Source organism: Sphingopyxis sp. 550A, assembly GCF_053569535.1.
This window is the reverse complement of the sequence record NZ_CM131615.1, coordinates 426,977-441,947: the sequence shown is the minus strand read 5'-3', so window position 1 is coordinate 441,947 and position 14,971 is coordinate 426,977. Positions and strand designations below refer to the sequence as shown.

15 protein-coding genes are annotated in these 14,971 nt (G+C 65.7%); 5 read left to right on the top strand and 10 right to left on the bottom strand.

The annotated features are described in order from the left end of the window. Together sdhD and sdhC are read right to left on the bottom strand one after the other, a co-directional pair. Nucleotides 1-408, bottom strand: coding sequence for a succinate dehydrogenase, hydrophobic membrane anchor protein (gene sdhD, locus ACVENA_RS02050; protein ID WP_257547892.1), 408 nt, complete (start codon nucleotides 406-408; stop codon nucleotides 1-3). Then, nucleotides 401-850: a succinate dehydrogenase, cytochrome b556 subunit gene (gene sdhC / locus ACVENA_RS02045; RefSeq protein WP_257547891.1), complete on the bottom strand. Its 450-nt coding sequence runs from the start codon at nucleotides 848-850 to the stop codon at nucleotides 401-403. The genes sdhD and sdhC overlap by 8 nt, the downstream gene beginning before the upstream one ends. 670 nt (nucleotides 851-1,520) lie before the next feature. Here sdhC and ACVENA_RS02040 point away from each other — a divergent pair. Both ACVENA_RS02040 and map read left to right on the top strand, forming a co-directional pair. Beyond that, nucleotides 1,521-1,727: a ParD-like family protein gene (locus tag ACVENA_RS02040; protein ID WP_449327418.1), complete on the top strand. Its 207-nt coding sequence runs from the start codon at nucleotides 1,521-1,523 to the stop codon at nucleotides 1,725-1,727. 1 nt (nucleotide 1,728) lies between these two features. Then, the gene (map, locus tag ACVENA_RS02035) at nucleotides 1,729-2,508 is read left to right on the top strand and encodes a type I methionyl aminopeptidase (RefSeq protein ID WP_449327417.1); all 780 of its coding nucleotides are present in this window, start codon (nucleotides 1,729-1,731) and stop codon (nucleotides 2,506-2,508) included. Nucleotides 2,509-2,515: 7 nt separating this feature from the next. On the opposite strand, the gene ACVENA_RS02030 is transcribed toward map, so the two are convergent. The 3 genes from ACVENA_RS02030 to ald form a co-directional block, all read right to left on the bottom strand. Next, nucleotides 2,516-4,066, bottom strand: a complete 1,551-nt coding sequence (locus ACVENA_RS02030) for a flavin-containing monooxygenase (RefSeq protein ID WP_449327416.1) — start codon at nucleotides 4,064-4,066, stop codon at nucleotides 2,516-2,518. A 123-nt stretch (nucleotides 4,067-4,189) separates the two neighbouring features. Next, a complete protein-coding gene (locus ACVENA_RS02025; protein WP_257547887.1) occupies nucleotides 4,190-4,426 on the bottom strand; it encodes a hypothetical protein in 237 nt (78 codons plus the stop codon). An 18-nt stretch (nucleotides 4,427-4,444) separates the two neighbouring features. Beyond that, nucleotides 4,445-5,560, bottom strand: coding sequence for an alanine dehydrogenase (gene ald, locus ACVENA_RS02020; protein WP_257547886.1), 1,116 nt, complete (start codon nucleotides 5,558-5,560; stop codon nucleotides 4,445-4,447). 292 nt (nucleotides 5,561-5,852) lie between these two features. On the opposite strand from ald, the gene ACVENA_RS02015 reads away from it, so the two are divergent. Both ACVENA_RS02015 and ACVENA_RS02010 read left to right on the top strand, forming a co-directional pair. Continuing rightward, the gene (locus ACVENA_RS02015; protein ID WP_449327415.1) at nucleotides 5,853-7,205 is read left to right on the top strand and encodes a methyl-accepting chemotaxis protein; all 1,353 of its coding nucleotides are present in this window, start codon (nucleotides 5,853-5,855) and stop codon (nucleotides 7,203-7,205) included. Between the two features lie 189 nt (nucleotides 7,206-7,394). Next, nucleotides 7,395-8,366, top strand: coding sequence for a 50S ribosomal protein L11 methyltransferase (locus tag ACVENA_RS02010; RefSeq protein WP_449327414.1), 972 nt, complete (start codon nucleotides 7,395-7,397; stop codon nucleotides 8,364-8,366). A gap of 170 nt (nucleotides 8,367-8,536) precedes the next feature. On the opposite strand, the gene phhA is transcribed toward ACVENA_RS02010, so the two are convergent. Both phhA and ACVENA_RS02000 read right to left on the bottom strand, forming a co-directional pair. Then, complete coding sequence (gene phhA / locus ACVENA_RS02005) at nucleotides 8,537-9,406, bottom strand: phenylalanine 4-monooxygenase (RefSeq protein WP_449327413.1); 870 nt, start codon at nucleotides 9,404-9,406, stop codon at nucleotides 8,537-8,539. Nucleotides 9,407-9,597: 191 nt separating this feature from the next. Then, nucleotides 9,598-10,239: a Crp/Fnr family transcriptional regulator gene (locus ACVENA_RS02000; protein ID WP_257547877.1), complete on the bottom strand. Its 642-nt coding sequence runs from the start codon at nucleotides 10,237-10,239 to the stop codon at nucleotides 9,598-9,600. Nucleotides 10,240-10,307: 68 nt separating this feature from the next. Here ACVENA_RS02000 and ACVENA_RS01995 point away from each other — a divergent pair, with 68 nt between their 5' ends. Continuing rightward, the gene (locus ACVENA_RS01995) at nucleotides 10,308-11,189 is read left to right on the top strand and encodes a sterol desaturase family protein (RefSeq protein ID WP_449327412.1); all 882 of its coding nucleotides are present in this window, start codon (nucleotides 10,308-10,310) and stop codon (nucleotides 11,187-11,189) included. A 25-nt stretch (nucleotides 11,190-11,214) separates the two neighbouring features. Here the strand turns inward: ACVENA_RS01995 and ACVENA_RS01990 are convergent, their stop codons facing one another. The 3 genes from ACVENA_RS01990 to ACVENA_RS01980 all read right to left on the bottom strand — a co-directional run bounded on the left by ACVENA_RS01990 (nucleotide 11,215) and on the right by ACVENA_RS01980 (nucleotide 14,909). Then, nucleotides 11,215-13,206 (bottom strand): TonB-dependent receptor family protein, encoded by a 1,992-nt coding sequence (locus ACVENA_RS01990; protein WP_449327411.1) that lies wholly within the window; start codon nucleotides 13,204-13,206, stop codon nucleotides 11,215-11,217. 72 nt (nucleotides 13,207-13,278) lie between these two features. Further along, nucleotides 13,279-13,668 carry a hypothetical protein gene (locus ACVENA_RS01985; protein ID WP_449327410.1) on the bottom strand — a complete coding sequence of 130 codons (390 nt, stop codon included), beginning with the start codon at nucleotides 13,666-13,668 and terminating at the stop codon, nucleotides 13,279-13,281. 71 nt (nucleotides 13,669-13,739) lie between these two features. After that, entirely contained in the window at nucleotides 13,740-14,909 is a 1,170-nt protein-coding gene (locus ACVENA_RS01980) for a sterol desaturase family protein (RefSeq protein WP_449327409.1), read from the bottom strand. Between the last annotated feature and the right edge of the window lie 62 nt (nucleotides 14,910-14,971).

Sequence of the window (14,971 nt, the reverse complement as noted above, 5' to 3'; positions counted from 1 at the left end):
TCACATGCCCCCCGGAGCGAGCCCGGCGGCGGGCGCAAGCGCGATGCGGACAATGGCGAAGATACCGAAAGCGGCGCCGCCGATCGCGTAGAAATTCAGGATGACGAGCGACAGCAGCTTGGTCGCTTCGCCGTGGACATAATCCTCGATCATCACCTGAAGGCCGAGGCGGAAATGCCAGAAGACGCTGATGACGAGCAGGATCAGCGCAAGCGCGACCATCGGGTTCGACGCCCAGCGATAGACCGCGCCATGATCGCCGAGCGGCAGGCGGATCAGCGAGACGAAGAACCAGGTGACGAGCAGGAGGTTGCCGAGCGCGGTCAGGCGCTGCTGCAGCCAGTGGCCGGTGCCGTGATGTGACGGGCCGAGCCCGCGCACGCGGCCGAGGCGCGTACCGTTACCCATTGAGCGCCTCCTGCGCGATGTAGAGCCAGACGGCGGCGGTCGCGAGGATCGCGCCGACGAAAACGAGGATCGACCAGAGCCGGTTGGTCCTGAGCTCATAGCCCGCGCCGGTATCGAGCACGAAATGGCGGAGGCCCGAGAAGAGATGCTGGAAGAAGGCCCAGGTCAGGCCGACCAGCACCACCTTGCCGAGGATGTTGGTCACCTGATGCAGCGCGCTGATTTCGGGGCTCGGATCTTTCCAGACGCAGGCGACGAAAGCGGCATAGGCCTCGGGGCCCGCGGCGAGCGCGCCGAGCCACCAGAGGAACATCAGCGCCCCGACGATCGCGAGCCCGTCGCCCGTGATGCGGTGGAAAATCGAGACCGCCATCGAAGGCGCCCATTTATACACCTGCAGATGCGGTGAAAGCGGTCGCCCGCTCGTTTCCTTGCCAGCCATATCAGCCCCGTTTCGTGACTCTGTCGGTCGATGGGGGCCGGTTAAGCCTTCCCGCCGCGATATGCAATTGCTTAGCGCATGATGATGTCGGTTTAGACGGGAAGCGGCGGCGATGGCCCTGCGGGCGGGGAGCGGGCCAGCTTGCTTCATTGCCCCTTTCGTCACGGGGGCTTCATCCGGGGGTATCGTGATCGCAGGCGGAAAATGCCCGGATGGTCACAGTGGAAGATTTTGGCTGGGTTGCGGCTGACGGTCTGCAAACGACCGGAAGCCGGCCTATCTTACATCGTCATCCCGGACTTGATCCGGGATCCATTCTCTCAGCGCCGGTTGAATGGATCCCGGATCAAGTCCGGGATGACGAGAGTCTGAAAGTCGCGCGCAGCATCTCATAACATCGTCATTCCCGCGAAAGCGGGAACCCAGTGTGGGGTTAGCCGACGCACGCTCTGGGTTCCCGCTTTCGCGGGAATGACGAAAGTTAGGAAGGGGCCGCTCCCTACCCCATTCCAGCCGATAGCCCGCGCTATAGACCGCAGCCCTTGTTCCTCGACCTGCTTCCGCGTCCCGGACTTAGTCCGGAATGGCGAGGAAGGGTCATGAACGGCGATTGACGCACCGATATACGAATCATATACGATTCGTATACGCCTGCCTTCGAGGAGCAATCATGGGCATCGTGAAAATCGACGACGAACTGCACGAGGAAGCGCGCCGCGCCAGCACCGTGATGTGCCGGTCGATCAACGCGCAGGCCGAATATTGGATGAAGATCGGCATGCTCGCCGAGGCCAATCCGGCGCTGCCGTTCAACGAAATCGTCCAGATGCAGCTCGCCGCGGCGAACGTCCGCCTCACGGACCGGGCGGCGGCCTGAGATGGTCAAGACCCCCGACGAAATCGCGCTGATGCGCCAGTCGGGCCGCTTGCTCGCGTCGGTGTTCGAGATGCTCGACGGGCTCGACCTTGCCGGCCGCTCGACGATGGAGGTCAACGATCTGGTCGAGCGCTTCATCACCGTCGACCTCGCCGCGCGGCCGGCGAGCAAGGGGCAGTACGGCTTTAAATATGTCCTCAACTGCTCGATCAACCATGTCGTCTGCCACGGCGTCCCCGACGCCGACGCGATCATCCGCGATGGCGACATCATCAACCTCGACATCACGCTCGAAAAGAGCGGCTTCATCGCCGATTCGAGCAAGACCTATCTCGTCGGCGCGGTCGCGCCCGCCGCGCGGCGGCTGGTCAAGGTGACCGAGGAAGCGATGTGGCAGGGCATCGCGCAGGTGCGCCCCGGCGCGCATCTCGGCGATATCGGCTTCGCGATCGAGCGCCACGCGAAGCGGAACGGCTATTCGGTCGTGCGCGACTATTGCGGGCACGGCATCGGCCGCGAGATGCACGAGGAGCCGTCGGTGCTCCATTTCGGGCGCCGCGGGACCGGGATGCGGCTGCGCCAAGGCATGGTCTTCACGATCGAGCCGATGCTCAATCAGGGCAGCCGCAAGGTTTCGACCGAAGAGGACGGCTGGACGGTCGTGACCGACGACCGCAAGCTGTCGGCCCAGTTCGAGCATACGGTCGCGGTCACCGGCACCGGCGTCGAAGTCCTGACCCTGCGCCGCGACGAGGTGGGGACAAGCCGCCTCCGGGCCTGAGCGCCCGCTATTCGGCCGCGACGGCGCTTGCCAGTTCCGGCGACGAACGCTGGCCATCGTAGACGAATTCCGCGCCTCTCAGGTCGATCAGCGGGAAGGCGTCCTTTTCGGCCCAATAATCCTGATTATGCCGCCATTCGGGCTTGTCGCCGCGGCGCGGCATCGCATCGAGGCCGCGCATCAGATAGCCCGGATTGAAATTGTCGGCCTCGATCCACGGCAGGATCGCCATGCCGGCATCCTCCGGCCGCAGCGCGACCTCGACCTTGTTCGCGCCGATGTCGTCCATATGACCCAGAAGATTGCAGACGAAATCACCCACCATATCGACGCGCAGCGTCCAGCTCGCGCGGAAATAGCCCATGACCCAGGCGAGGTTCGGGACGCCGGTCATCATCATCCCGCGATAAGTGACGGTATCCGCCCAGTCGACGGGCGCGCCGTCGACGCTGAAGGGAATGCCGCCCATCACCGACAGGTTGAACCCGGTCGCCGCGACGATGATGTCCGCCTCGATCTCCTCGCCGTTGGCGGTGCGGACCCCCTTTTCGGTGAAGCGATCGATGGTGTCGGTGACGACGCTGAGCTTGCCCTGCACCGCCGCCTTGAAGATGTCGCCTTCGGGGCAGAAGGCCAGCCGCTGCTGCCATGGGCGGTAGCGGGGCGTGAAATGCGGCTCGAATGCGAAGTTCGGGTCGCCGGAGAAGGCGCGGATCAGCTCCTTCAGCTCCTCGAACACCGTATCGGGTTCGGTCTGGCAGCGCCGCGTCATCTGGTCCTGGTCGTGCATGATCTGCGCGCGCACGACGCGGTGGACCGTCGGCTCGTCGATCCCGACCTCGCGCAACCGGTCGGCCAGTTCGTTCTTGTTCTCGCTGCAGAAGAAATAGGTGGGCGAGCGCTGGAGCATCGTCACATGCGCGGCCTTTTCCGCGAAGGCGGGAACGACGGTCGCGGCAGTGGCGCCCGACCCGATCACGAGGATGCGCTTGCCCGCATAATCGGTCGACGGGTCCCAGAGCTGGGCGTGGACGAACCGGCCCCGATAGTCGGCAAGCCCCGGCCAGTCGGGGATGTAGGGCGTTTCATGGTCGTAATAGCCCTGACACATCCAGAGGAAGCCGGCGGTGAAGACAGCGGTGGCGCCGTCCGCGGCGCGAACCGCCTCGACGGTCCAGAGATTGTCGGCGCTCGACCAGCGGCAGGCGGTGATGCGGTGCCCGTAATGGATATGGGCGCCGATGTCGTTTTCCTCGATCACCTCGCCCATATATTTGAGGATCTCGGCCCCGCTCGCGATCGGGGCGCCGACCCAGGGCTTGAAGCGGTAGCCGAAGGTGTAGAGATCCGAGTCCGAGCGCACGCCGGGATATTTATGCGTGTCCCACGTCCCGCCGAACGTCTCCTTCGCCTCGAGGATCGCATAGCTCTTGCCGGGGCATTGCTGCTGGAGATGATAGGCGGAGCCGATGCCCGAAATCCCCGCGCCGGCGATCAGCACGTCGACGTGGATAGGCGCCCGGCCCGCGGCGGCACGATCGGCATTCGGTTTCGACATCTTCCAGCTCCCGTTTCTGTTCGTTCGCCATATCATGGCGCGGCGACGAGGAGAGGACATTGATCCCGATCAAAGGCGGCGCTTCGCCCCCTCCCCGCCGCGACGCGCCGGGAAGGACCCCATTTACTTGATCTTGTCGCGGTTCGCGTAGAGCAGCGCCGCGAGCACCGCGGCGGATCCAATCCCGATCCCCGCAGCGGCGGCCGTCTTCCAGCCGCGCTTTCTGTCATCCTTCGCCGCCGCGTCCTTGTCGGCCGCTTCGGTGGCCTCGGCGGCTTCCTTCTGCGCCTGCAACTCGCGCGCGGCGCGGATGACTTCATTTTCCTCTTCGTCGTGGGGAGGCTGGTCCTGATTCGTCATCGTCTCTCTTCTCGTTCCTCAGGCAAGCGCCTGGCCGACAGGCACATAATCGGTTCCGACCGCCTCGGCTACGGCCTCGAAGGTCACCTTACCATCCCAAACGTTCAAACCCTGCGCAAGATGCACGTCGCGTCGCAAAGCTTCTTTCCAGCCCAAATCGGCGATGCGGAGCGCGTGCGGCAGAGTGACGTTGTTGAGCGCATAGGTGCTGGTGCGCGCGACCGCGCCCGGCATGTTGGCGACCGCATAATGGACGATGCCGTCGACCACATAGGTCGGATCGGCGTGCGTCGTCGCGTGGCTGGTCTCGAAACAGCCGCCCTGGTCGATCGCGACGTCGACGAGCACCGAACCCGGACGCATCGTCCCCAGCATGTCACGCGTCACCAGCTTCGGCGCTTCGGCGCCGGGGATCAGCACCGCGCCGATGACGAGATCGGCCTCCGCCACGCATTCGGCCAGATTGGCACGGTTCGAGAAGCGCGTCTTCGCCCGCGCCTCGAAAAAGGTGCCGACGCGTTCGAGCACTTCGGGATCGCGGTCGAGGATGGTGACGTCGGCACCGAGCCCCGCCGCCATCTGCGCCGCGTTGAAGCCGACGACGCCGCCGCCGATGATGCAGATCTTGCCCGGCGCCACCCCCGGCACGCCGCCGAGCAGCACGCCGCGGCCGCCGTGCGCCTTTTCGAGCGCGGTCGCGCCGGCCTGGATCGACATGCGCCCCGCGACCTGACTCATCGGCTTCAGCAGCGGCAGGCCGCCGTGCGGGCTGGTGACGGTCTCATAGGCGATGCACACCGCGCCCGATTTCATCAGGTCGCGCGTCTGGTCGGGATCGGGGGCAAGGTGAAGATAGGTGTAGAGGATCTGCCCCGGACGCAGCATCGCGCGCTCGGCCGGCTGCGGTTCCTTGACCTTCACCACCATCTCGCAGGTGGCGAAGATTTCGGCGGGCGTTCCGACGATCTCGGCACCCGCCTGTTCGTAGAAGCGGTCATGCGCGCCGATCCCCTCGCCCGCGCCGGTCTCGACGAGGACGCGGTGCCCGTGCACGACGAGTTCGCGCGCGCTTTCGGGGGTCAGGCCGACGCGATATTCGTGATTCTTGATTTCCCTGGGGGTGCCGATGATCATGGTCGCTCTCCATATCGGGCGCCGGACGCGCGGCCTCGCCTGTGCGTCTCGGCTTTCTTTGTGTCGTCCTGCGATTATCTTGTTTTCGCACAAAGACACGAAGCCACAAAGAGGAAGTTCGGGCGGCGCGCCCTGCCGGGGAGCCGCGCTTTCCCGGCACAATCGGCACAGCTGGTTAACGGCGCTTTTACCAATGTCCTTTCATATCTGACCGGCAAGTTTCGAAAGTCATGGCAGCCGCAGAGCTGTGTGTCGTGCGAGTCGCGGTTTTTGGGGATCGGGGAAACGGATCATGGTGAAGGAAAATCCCATTCATAAGCAGCAGATCGATCCGGTTCTGATGGCGGATCGCTTTCCCTTTTACGATCTCGACGGGCAGCTTGTCGCGCATTCGACCGAAATCCAGGCGATCATCGCCGGGCACGAGGAGGAAATCGCGCGCGCCTATTGGGACGCCTTCAACGCGCTTCCCTCGGTCGACCGCCCGGTCGAGGGCGAGCTCTACGAATCCTATGTCCGTGGCAGCGCGCGCCACACCGCGCTCAAATATGGCGATCCCGCCGGGCAGGAAGTCGCGACGATCGCTTGCCAGAACACGCATATGGCGCGGCGCGTCAAGCTGCCGCTCGCGTCGGTGATGTCGTGCATGGCCGAAAGCCAGCGGCTGACGCTCGAATATGTCGTCGCGGCGTGCGCGAACGATGCGAACCGCATCGTCCGGCTGGCCAGTGCGGTCAACCGGCTCGGCCTGCTCGAATATGACATCATGCAGCGCTATGCCGAAAAGCTGGACCGCGCGGTCATCTCGGGCGAGCGGCAGACGCTCGCGGGCGATTTCGACCGCTCGATCGCCTCGCTGGTGCAGGACACCGACACCGCGCGCCAGCAGCTCGCGAAGCAGGCGGCCTCGGCCGACCAGGCGGCGAAGGGCATGATCGCCAAGACGAGCGAAGTCGCCGCCGCGTCCGAGCAATCGGCGATGGCGATGCGCGAGGCGGCCTCGACCGCCGCCGGGCTGATCCGCGCGATCGAGGATGCGCGCAGCGAGGTCGAAGCCTCGGCCAGCGTCGCGACCCGCGCATCGGAACAGGCGGGCGAAGCGGTCGCCATGTCCGAAGCCTTGTCGCGGCACGCCGAATCGATCGAGTCCATCTTGGGCCTGATCCGCGAGATCGCGGGGCAGACCAACCTCCTCGCGCTCAACGCCACGATCGAGGCGGCGCGCGCGGGCGAGTCCGGCCGCGGTTTTGCCGTGGTCGCGCAGGAAGTGAAAAGCCTCGCCAACGAAACCGCGCGCGCGACCGACGACATCGCGGGCAAGATCACGGCGATCCAGCAGGCGACGCGCGGATCGGTGTCGGCGAACCAGTCGATCCAGGCGACGATCGTCGAGGTCCAGACCTCGGCCCAGCGTATCCGCGATGCGATGGACGCACAGGCGCAGACGGTCACCTCGATCACCGCCGCGGTCGACGAAACCGCGCTCGCCGCCGACTCGATGTCGTCGACGATCGCCAGCATCCGCAACGATTCGGGCATGGTCGCGGGCGAGATCAGCACGCTGAGCAGCGAGTTCGCCAAGATGGGCGACCGGCTCCAGTCGCTCGAAAAGGCCGCGAGCGAGTTCAGCCGCCGGGTGGCGTGACGCCGGACACATTTTAGAACGCCGTTCGCCCTGAGCTTGTCGAAGGGCCGTTTTTCTTGTCACGTTGCTGAAAGAAGGACGGTGCTTCGACAAGCTCAGCACGAACGGCTGGGTGAAGGCTTTGCGCTAATCCACATGCGCCGCTAGATACGCAGCCATGCAAGCCCATCGTTCCATCCAGCCTGTCCGATGAGCTGGATCGTCTCCCTTCCCTGCACCCGCGCCGAGGCCGAGGCGCTGTCGGGTGAAATTCCCGAACTCGACGCGCTGGCCGAAGCGCCCGTCGTCGTGACGCGCGAGATCGACGAGGACAGCGGGCATTGGCAGCTCGATGCCTATATGGACGAAAAGCCCGTCGCGGCCTTGCTCAAACTGCTGCAGGGCTTGATTCCGAGCGCAAAGGGCAAGAAACCCGTCGTCGAGAAACTGGTCGAGCAGGATTGGGTCACGCTGTCGCAGCAGGGGCTCGAACCCGTGCAGGCCGGGCGTTTCTTCGTCCATACAAGCAGCTATGCCGACCGCGTGCCACCGGGCAGCACCCCCTTCCTGATCGACGCGAGTCAGGCCTTCGGCACCGGGGGGCACGACACGACCGCGGGCTGCCTCGCGATGCTCGACCGGTTGGCGCGCGCCGGAGCCAGCCCGCGCAACATCGCCGACATCGGCACCGGCACCGGCCTCCTCGCTTTCGCCGCGCTGGCGCTGTGGCCGCGCGCGCGCGTGATCGCGTCGGACATCGACCCCGCGAGCATTTTCGTGACCAGAGACAATGCCGCGATCAATGGCGTGCCGCTGGGCCGAGGCGGCGGGCGGCTCGCGCTCGCGGTCGCGCCGGGGACCGATCATCCGGCGATCCGGCACCGGGCGCCTTATGATCTGGTCGTCGCGAATATTCTCGCGGGGCCGCTGATCACCCTCGCCCCCGATATCGCGAGCGCCACGGCGCCCGGCGGCCATGCGATCCTCGCCGGGCTGATCGCGCGGCAGATGGAGCCGGTGCTCGCCGCCTATCGCGCGCAGGGTTTTCGTCTGGTCCACCGCGGCGGGAGCGCGGAGTGGCCGTGCCTGCTGCTGGTCAAGCGGCGGCGCTATGGCTGGCGCCGCAAGGAACGCGCGCTGCATCGCGCGAGTCCTTCGGATGCGAGTTTCGGGAGTTGGTAGCACCGCCCCCCTCCCGCAAGCGGGAGGGGTTGTGAGACTTGGGCCGGCAGAGCCGGCCCTAGTCGCAACGGGGTGGGCCAGCAGCGGTGGCGGCTTGGTGCCCACCCCGCTGCGAGTAGCGAGCAAGCTCGCAACTCTCGCTGCCCCTCCCGCTTGCGGGAGGGGATTACTCACGCTTTCGCCGCAGCATAATCCTGCGTGCCGCGCGTGACGACCTCGTCATCTTCCAATATGTCGGCGATCGGGATCGGCGGCAGCGCGGCGTTGGCGGCATAGAGCGGCGCGAAATCGGTGTTCACCGTCACGTCGAGCAATTGGCCGAGGCTGTCGACGACGAAATAATTCTGCTGGAAATCGTCGATCCGGTAATCGGTGCGCATCACGCGCGCGAGGTCGAAGCCGATGCGGTTCGGGCTGTCCGAATCGAGCGCGAAGACGCTTTCGGCAAAGGAGGAGACGATCCCCGCGCCATAGATGCGAAGCCCGCCCGCTTCGCGGATCAGACCGAATTCGACCGTGTACCAATAGAGGCGCGCCAATTGTTTCAGCGCATCGAACTTGAGACTGCGGAGGCCCCCCTCGCCGTAGGCGACCATATAATCGGCGAACACCGGATCGGCGAGCATCGGGACATGGCCGAAGACGTCATGGAAGACGTCGGGTTCCTGCAGATAGTCGAGCTGTTCCGGCGTGCGGATGAAATTGCCCGCGGGGAAGCGCCGGTTCGCGAGATGATCGAAAAAGACATCGTCGGGCACCAGCCCCGGCACCGCGACGACCTGCCACCCGGTCGCGGCCATCAGCCGAGCGTTGAGTTCGCGATAGTCGGGAATGCCCGGCTTTTCGAGCCGCAGCACATCGATCCCGCGCAGGAAGGCCTCCGACGCACGGCCGGGCAGCATCGCCGACTGGCGCGCGAACAGCCGATCCCACATCGCATGCTCGTCGGCGGTGAAGGCGTCCCAATCCTGCGAAATCGTCCAGTCGGCCGCGGCGCCCGGCGGCGGGATGTCGTGAACGTGGGTGTCGGGGTTCTTCATGCGGCATCCCTAGCATGAAATGGTTTCAAGTGAAACTTTATCGCCAGCCTTTAGAACTACAGTACATTCTATTTTGTCATTGCGAGCGAAGCGAAGCAATCTCCAGCCATCGGCCTCGCGCGATCCCGATGGCTGGAGATTGCTTCGTCGCTACGCTCCTCGCAACGACGAGGAAGATTGATCTGACATCATCACAGTTCAAGATGAAGCAACTTGATCCGCCCATAGCCGGTTTCGACCAGCCCGCGCGCGGTCAGGTCACGGAGCGCGGCGCCCAGCGTGACGCGCGACACGCCGAGCAGGTCGGCGAGCTGCTGCTGCGTCGCGTGCACGGTCGCGCCGTCGTCGCCGTCTGCCGCCATCATGCCGAGCAACCGCCACAGCCGGTCGGCGCTGCCGAGCCGCCGCTCGGCATCGATGATGTCGAGCGCCCCGGCAAGCTGGCGGCCGAGGCTGCGCAGCAGCAGCTCGGCCCAGCCCACATCGGCAGCCATCAGGCGGCGGAGCAGCGCGCGGTCGATCGCGACAAGCCGCGCCGAGCCGCTGGCGAGCGCGTCGGCCTGCCGCGGCACGCCGGTGAAGAAGGCGAGCTCGCCAAACAGGTCGCCCGGCCCGAGCACGGCAAAGGCGGTGAAGCCACCGTCCTCGGCATAGCGGCCGACGAGGACATGCCCCTCGACCACCGCCCAGAAGGCGTCGCCGGGATCGCCCTGCTGCTGCACGAACTGGCCGTCGGCGAACCACCGCGCCGGGGCCATCGCCACGAGCCGTTCGCGCTCGGCGGGCGACAGCCGCGTCCGCTCGGCCAGATCGAAATGATAAGATCTTTGCATTTCTGCCGGTCGCTGTGTGGCAAAGGCGGCGGAAAGGCAAGGCTTAAGGCCCCATCGGGAGAATCGGGATGCACCTCACCAATGCGCAATCGAGCTTGATCGTCGCGCTCATCTATCTGGGCTTCTGCCTCGTCGAGCTCGCGCGCACGCGCTTTTTCGCGAAGACCGAACAGTCGCGGCACGACGGCATCGTCGAGATCGTCAGCACCTTCACGCTGACGATCCTGACCCAGCCGGCGATCCTGCTGACGGTCGGGGCACTCGGCCACCTTTTCTTTCCACAATATGAGGGTGCGCTTGCGCATAGCCCCTGGTACGCCGCGCTCGCGCTGTTCCTCGTCTTCGAGGATATGATGCAATATTGGTGGCACCGCGCGTCGCACAGCACCGCGTGGCTCTACAACCTCCACCGCGCGCACCATAATGCCCGTTATATGAGCGTGCGGCTCGTCTACCGGAACAACCTCCTCTATTATGCGATGATGCCGAGCATCTGGCTGGCGGGCGCGCTCGTCTATCTCGGACTCGGCTGGTTCTACGCCTTCTACCTGATCGTGAAGATGCTGGTGATCATCGGCGCGCACAGCGATGTCGCGTGGGACGCGCCGCTCTATCGCATCAAGGCGCTCGCGCCCGTCATGTGGGTGGTCGAGCGGACGATCAGCACTCCGGCGACGCACCACGCGCATCACGGCCGCCACGCCCACGACCCGGCGGTCCATTACAAGGGCAATTTCGGCAACCTTCTGTTCTTCTGGGACGTCCTGTTCGGCACCGCGAAGATCACGCGCCATTTTCCCGCAAGCTATGGCGTCGAGAATCTGCCGCCCGCGACGCTGGGCCAGCAATTGCTCTGGCCGATCCTGCCCGAGAACAAGGATATGGACGCGGTGATCCCCGGAGCGACCCCCGCGCGCGCCGAAGCGCAGGCGGCGATCGCGGCCGGGTGACGCCCCGCGCACCCCTGCGCGCGGATCAGAAGCGCGCGCGCAGTCCCATCGACACCGACCGGCGCTCGACCGGATAATAGATCGCCGAGCCATCGGTGACGTCGATCGCGGCGCTGATGTCGCCGATCGCCTTCTTGCCCGCGATATTGCGGACATCGACAAAGGCGTCGACGCCTTCGGCAATACGCGCGCCGCCGGTCACGCCGATCAGCGCATAGCCGGGGGTGCGGACGCGGTTGCGGTAATCGGCGAACGGCCCCTGCGGCACCCATTCGATGTTGGGCGCGACATGCAGCGTATCGGTGCCGATGCGCGCCTCGGCGCGATAGACGTGGCGCGGCACGACCGGCAGGCGGTTGTCGCCGAACTGGACGTCATCGCGGAATCGAAAGTTGCTGTAGGTATAGACCTGCCGCAACCGGAGCCAGTTCGCCGGCGCGATCTCCAGCGCCGCCTCGACCCCTTCGTGCCGCGTCCGGCCTGCGTTGAAGGTCGAAGCGGGAATGTCCGCGGTCACACTATATTGCAGCAGCTCGCCCTTGATGTCGGCGCGATAGAGCGAGAGATCCCAGCTCAGCATCCCCGTGCGGCCGCGCGTGCCGACCTCGGCCGTCCACGCGCGCTGTGCATCGAGCGGGACGAAGGCCGAGGTCTGCGCCAGTTCGATGAAGCCCGGGAATTCGACCGAACGGCTGTAGTTGCCATAGAATTGCACGCCCGGCGCGGGCTCGAACAGCAGGCCAAATTTGGGCGAGAAGGCGTCGAAATCGGCACGGCCAAAGTTGTCGACCGGGCCGTTGTTGAACGCCTCGTGCTGGCGCCGCATCCCGTCGGCGTAAATGCCGCCGGCGATCAGCGAGAGACTTTCGACCGGCTTCAGCCGCACCTCGCCATAGAGCGTCGCGGTGCGCGCGTCCTGCCGCGCGTCGAAAGTCTTGGCGCCGCGGCGCCCCGCCACGTTGACGAAGCGCCGCGAATGGACGTCGCCGACGCGCAGCTCGCCGCCGAGCGTCGCCTCGACCGGTCCCGCGGCATAGTCGAGGCGGAAGAAGGTACCGCGATCGACGCTTTTCTGGTCGATGAGCTGATAGATGGGATGGTGCAGCGTCTTGGCGTTGACGAAGACGCCGAGGTCGAGCTTGGCGGCGCCGAGATCGATGCTCGTGCGGTTCTGGAGCCGCAGCGATTCGATGTTGCGCGCCTGATCGCCCGCGACGCTGCCGGCATTGGCGATGCGCGGCGTCGCCAGCGCCTCGGCGCGGCTCAGCGCGCCCGGCAGCTCCTGATCGATATTGTTGTAGCTCGCATAAAGGCGCGTCGTGATGTTGTCGGTCAGCGCCAGCCCCACATTGCCGTGGAAGCGCAGGCTGCGCCGCTTTGCATGCTTGCGGTCGCCGTCCGACGTGTCGGCGCTGACCGCGCCCCACGCATCGACGCGCTCGCCCGCGACGCCTGCCGACGCGAGGCCGCGCAGCATGTCGAAACTGCCCGCGTCGGCGCGGAGATATACGCCCTCTGCGGTGCGGCCGGTCGGCGTCACGCCGTTGATCGCGCCGCCGAGCGTGCCCGAGCCGAAACGCAGCGCGTTGGCGCCGCGATAGACCTCCAGATGGTCAAAGAAGATCGGCTCCAGCTCCTGGAAATCGCCATTGTCGTCGGCGAGGTTGATCGGCACCCCGTCCTGGAGCAGCGTCAGCCCGCGCATATGATAGCCGCGCGACAGCCCCGAGCCGCGGATCGAAATCCGCACCTCCTGCCCGAAGCGCGGCTGGAGATAGACGCCGGGCGAGAAAGCGAGCGTATCGCGCAGCGAGACAACGCTCTTGTCGGCATAATCCTGATAGGAGACCACGTCGGCACCGCCGGGGGTGCGCGCGGCACGATCCTCGGCGGCGTCGGTCGCGGTCGGCGCGGTGACGATGATGGTGGAATCGGCTTCGTCGGCACGGGCGGGCGAAGCGGCAAGGCAGAGGGCAAGCGCCAGCAAGGGCGCCGCACGATAGGCAATAAAAGTCATCGGAAAATCTTCCCCGGATACAGTTATGGGGCCGCTCGGCGCATCGGTGCGCGGGCGGCGATTCAAGCTGGATCAGACGAAGGAAGGGGGTCCGGTGCTCGGCGGGAGCGGCGAGGCGATGCCCGGGGCAAAGCCGAGCGACGGGGTCGCGACGGGCGCGGGTTCGGGCGCGACGAGCTGCGCGGGCAGCGCTGGAGCGGCAGGCGTGATCGGCGCCACGGCGAGCGCGCCCCACGGACAATGCTGCTGGCCCTCGCCTGCCTGATGATCGCCGCTCTTTTCGAGCGCGATCGTCATCGTGCCGCCGGGATTGGCGGGGTCCGAACAGACGCGCACGGTGATCGTGCCGCCCGCGCTGTCGATCATCCAGCCCGGCGCGACAAGCACCCGCGCGGCGAGCGCGAGCAGCAGCGGCAGAAGCAGCAGGATGCCCGGACGGCGAAAGGCGGCGAGGATGCCCACGGCGGCGGCCTTATGGCGAGGAGAGCGACGAGGCAAGCGGACAGATTGCCCACCCCGTTCGTGGCGAAGATTTACTCTGCCGCCGCCTCGTCGGTCTTCTTGCCGGTGCGCGTCCAGGGATAGAGGAATTGGTTCCAATAGGCTTTCGGCACATCCTCGGGGATGCCGTAGTTTTCGGGCCAGCGGTCCTTCGGCAGGTGGAAGGTGCCGAACAATTTGTCGATCCACGGGAAGTGGATCGCGAAATTGACGTCGAACGCTTCGCGCTCCAGCCCGTGATGCCAGTGATGGAAGCGCGGGGTGGCGATCCAGTGGCCCAACCGATTGAAATCGCCGCCGACATTGGCGTGAAGCAGCGACGACCAGACATAGATGAAACCGATATAGGCCTGCATCACCGACGGGCTGAAGCCGAGCGTGAACAGCGGCAGCGAGGTCACCGAGCGCAGCAGGACGACCTCGACCAGATGCATCCGCGATCCCGCGAGCCAGTCCATCGATTTCGCGCTGTGGTGGACCGCGTGAAAGCCCCACAGGAACGGCACTTTGTGGAACAGCCGGTGATACCAATATTGCGCGAGGTCCGACAGGACGAGGACGATCAGGAACTGCACGATCCACGGCAGCGAAGCAACGCCCGCGCGGAAGGCGTCCCAACTGTTCGTATGTGCATTGACGAACTGCTGCGGCGCGAGCGCGAGAAAGCTCAATATCTGCACGAACATCGTGCTGACGAGGAAATAGAAGAGATCCTCGCGCCATTCGGTGCGGAACAGCCGCTGCGCGCGGCGATGCGGGAAAGCGCGTTCGAGCGGCGCGAACATGAAGCCGGTGACCAGCAGGTTCACCGCGAAGAAATCGAGCCCGAAGAAAATGCCCCAGTCGCGCGTCTCCTGCGGCTGGACGTTCGCCCCGCCGAGCAGCGCCGCGGCGAGCCCGACCATCAGCGCGGTCAGCCCCAGCACCTTGCGCGGACGCAGCAGCAGGCTGAGCAGCGACAGGCCATAGCCCGCGAGCAGGACCAGATGGACCGCGCCGCGAAAGCCGGTCCAGTTCTTGACGATCGCCAGTTCGGGGGTCGCGAACCAGTCGGGAAAGCGCAGCGCGATCACCATGAAGAAGCCACTGATCGCGAAGAGCAGGCCGAAAAAGCCCGACAACCAGCCGCTGCCGAATCGCCGCACCTCGGTGTGCGATTCGAGATCGCGCATGAGGGTGTCCAGATAATCGCGTTTCGCCATATCGTCCCGATCACCTCTTGCATTCGTCATGCTGAACTCGATTCAGCATCCATTCGGCCCGT

Coding starts and splice junctions, on each gene's coding strand:
- sdhD (WP_257547892.1), bottom strand. CDS start 408: ATGGGTAACGGTACGCGCCTCGGCCGCGTGCGCGGGCTCGGCCCGTCA.
- sdhC (WP_257547891.1), bottom strand. CDS start 850: ATGGCTGGCAAGGAAACGAGCGGGCGACCGCTTTCACCGCATCTGCAG.
- ACVENA_RS02040 (WP_449327418.1), top strand. CDS start 1,521: ATGGGCATCGTGAAAATCGACGACGAACTGCACGAGGAAGCGCGCCGC.
- map (WP_449327417.1), top strand. CDS start 1,729: ATGGTCAAGACCCCCGACGAAATCGCGCTGATGCGCCAGTCGGGCCGC.
- ACVENA_RS02030 (WP_449327416.1), bottom strand. CDS start 4,066: ATGTCGAAACCGAATGCCGATCGTGCCGCCGCGGGCCGGGCGCCTATC.
- ACVENA_RS02025 (WP_257547887.1), bottom strand. CDS start 4,426: ATGACGAATCAGGACCAGCCTCCCCACGACGAAGAGGAAAATGAAGTC.
- ald (WP_257547886.1), bottom strand. CDS start 5,560: ATGATCATCGGCACCCCCAGGGAAATCAAGAATCACGAATATCGCGTC.
- ACVENA_RS02015 (WP_449327415.1), top strand. CDS start 5,853: ATGGTGAAGGAAAATCCCATTCATAAGCAGCAGATCGATCCGGTTCTG.
- ACVENA_RS02010 (WP_449327414.1), top strand. CDS start 7,395: ATGAGCTGGATCGTCTCCCTTCCCTGCACCCGCGCCGAGGCCGAGGCG.
- phhA (WP_449327413.1), bottom strand. CDS start 9,406: ATGAAGAACCCCGACACCCACGTTCACGACATCCCGCCGCCGGGCGCC.
- ACVENA_RS02000 (WP_257547877.1), bottom strand. CDS start 10,239: ATGCAAAGATCTTATCATTTCGATCTGGCCGAGCGGACGCGGCTGTCG.
- ACVENA_RS01995 (WP_449327412.1), top strand. CDS start 10,308: ATGCACCTCACCAATGCGCAATCGAGCTTGATCGTCGCGCTCATCTAT.
- ACVENA_RS01990 (WP_449327411.1), bottom strand. CDS start 13,206: ATGACTTTTATTGCCTATCGTGCGGCGCCCTTGCTGGCGCTTGCCCTC.
- ACVENA_RS01980 (WP_449327409.1), bottom strand. CDS start 14,909: ATGGCGAAACGCGATTATCTGGACACCCTCATGCGCGATCTCGAATCG.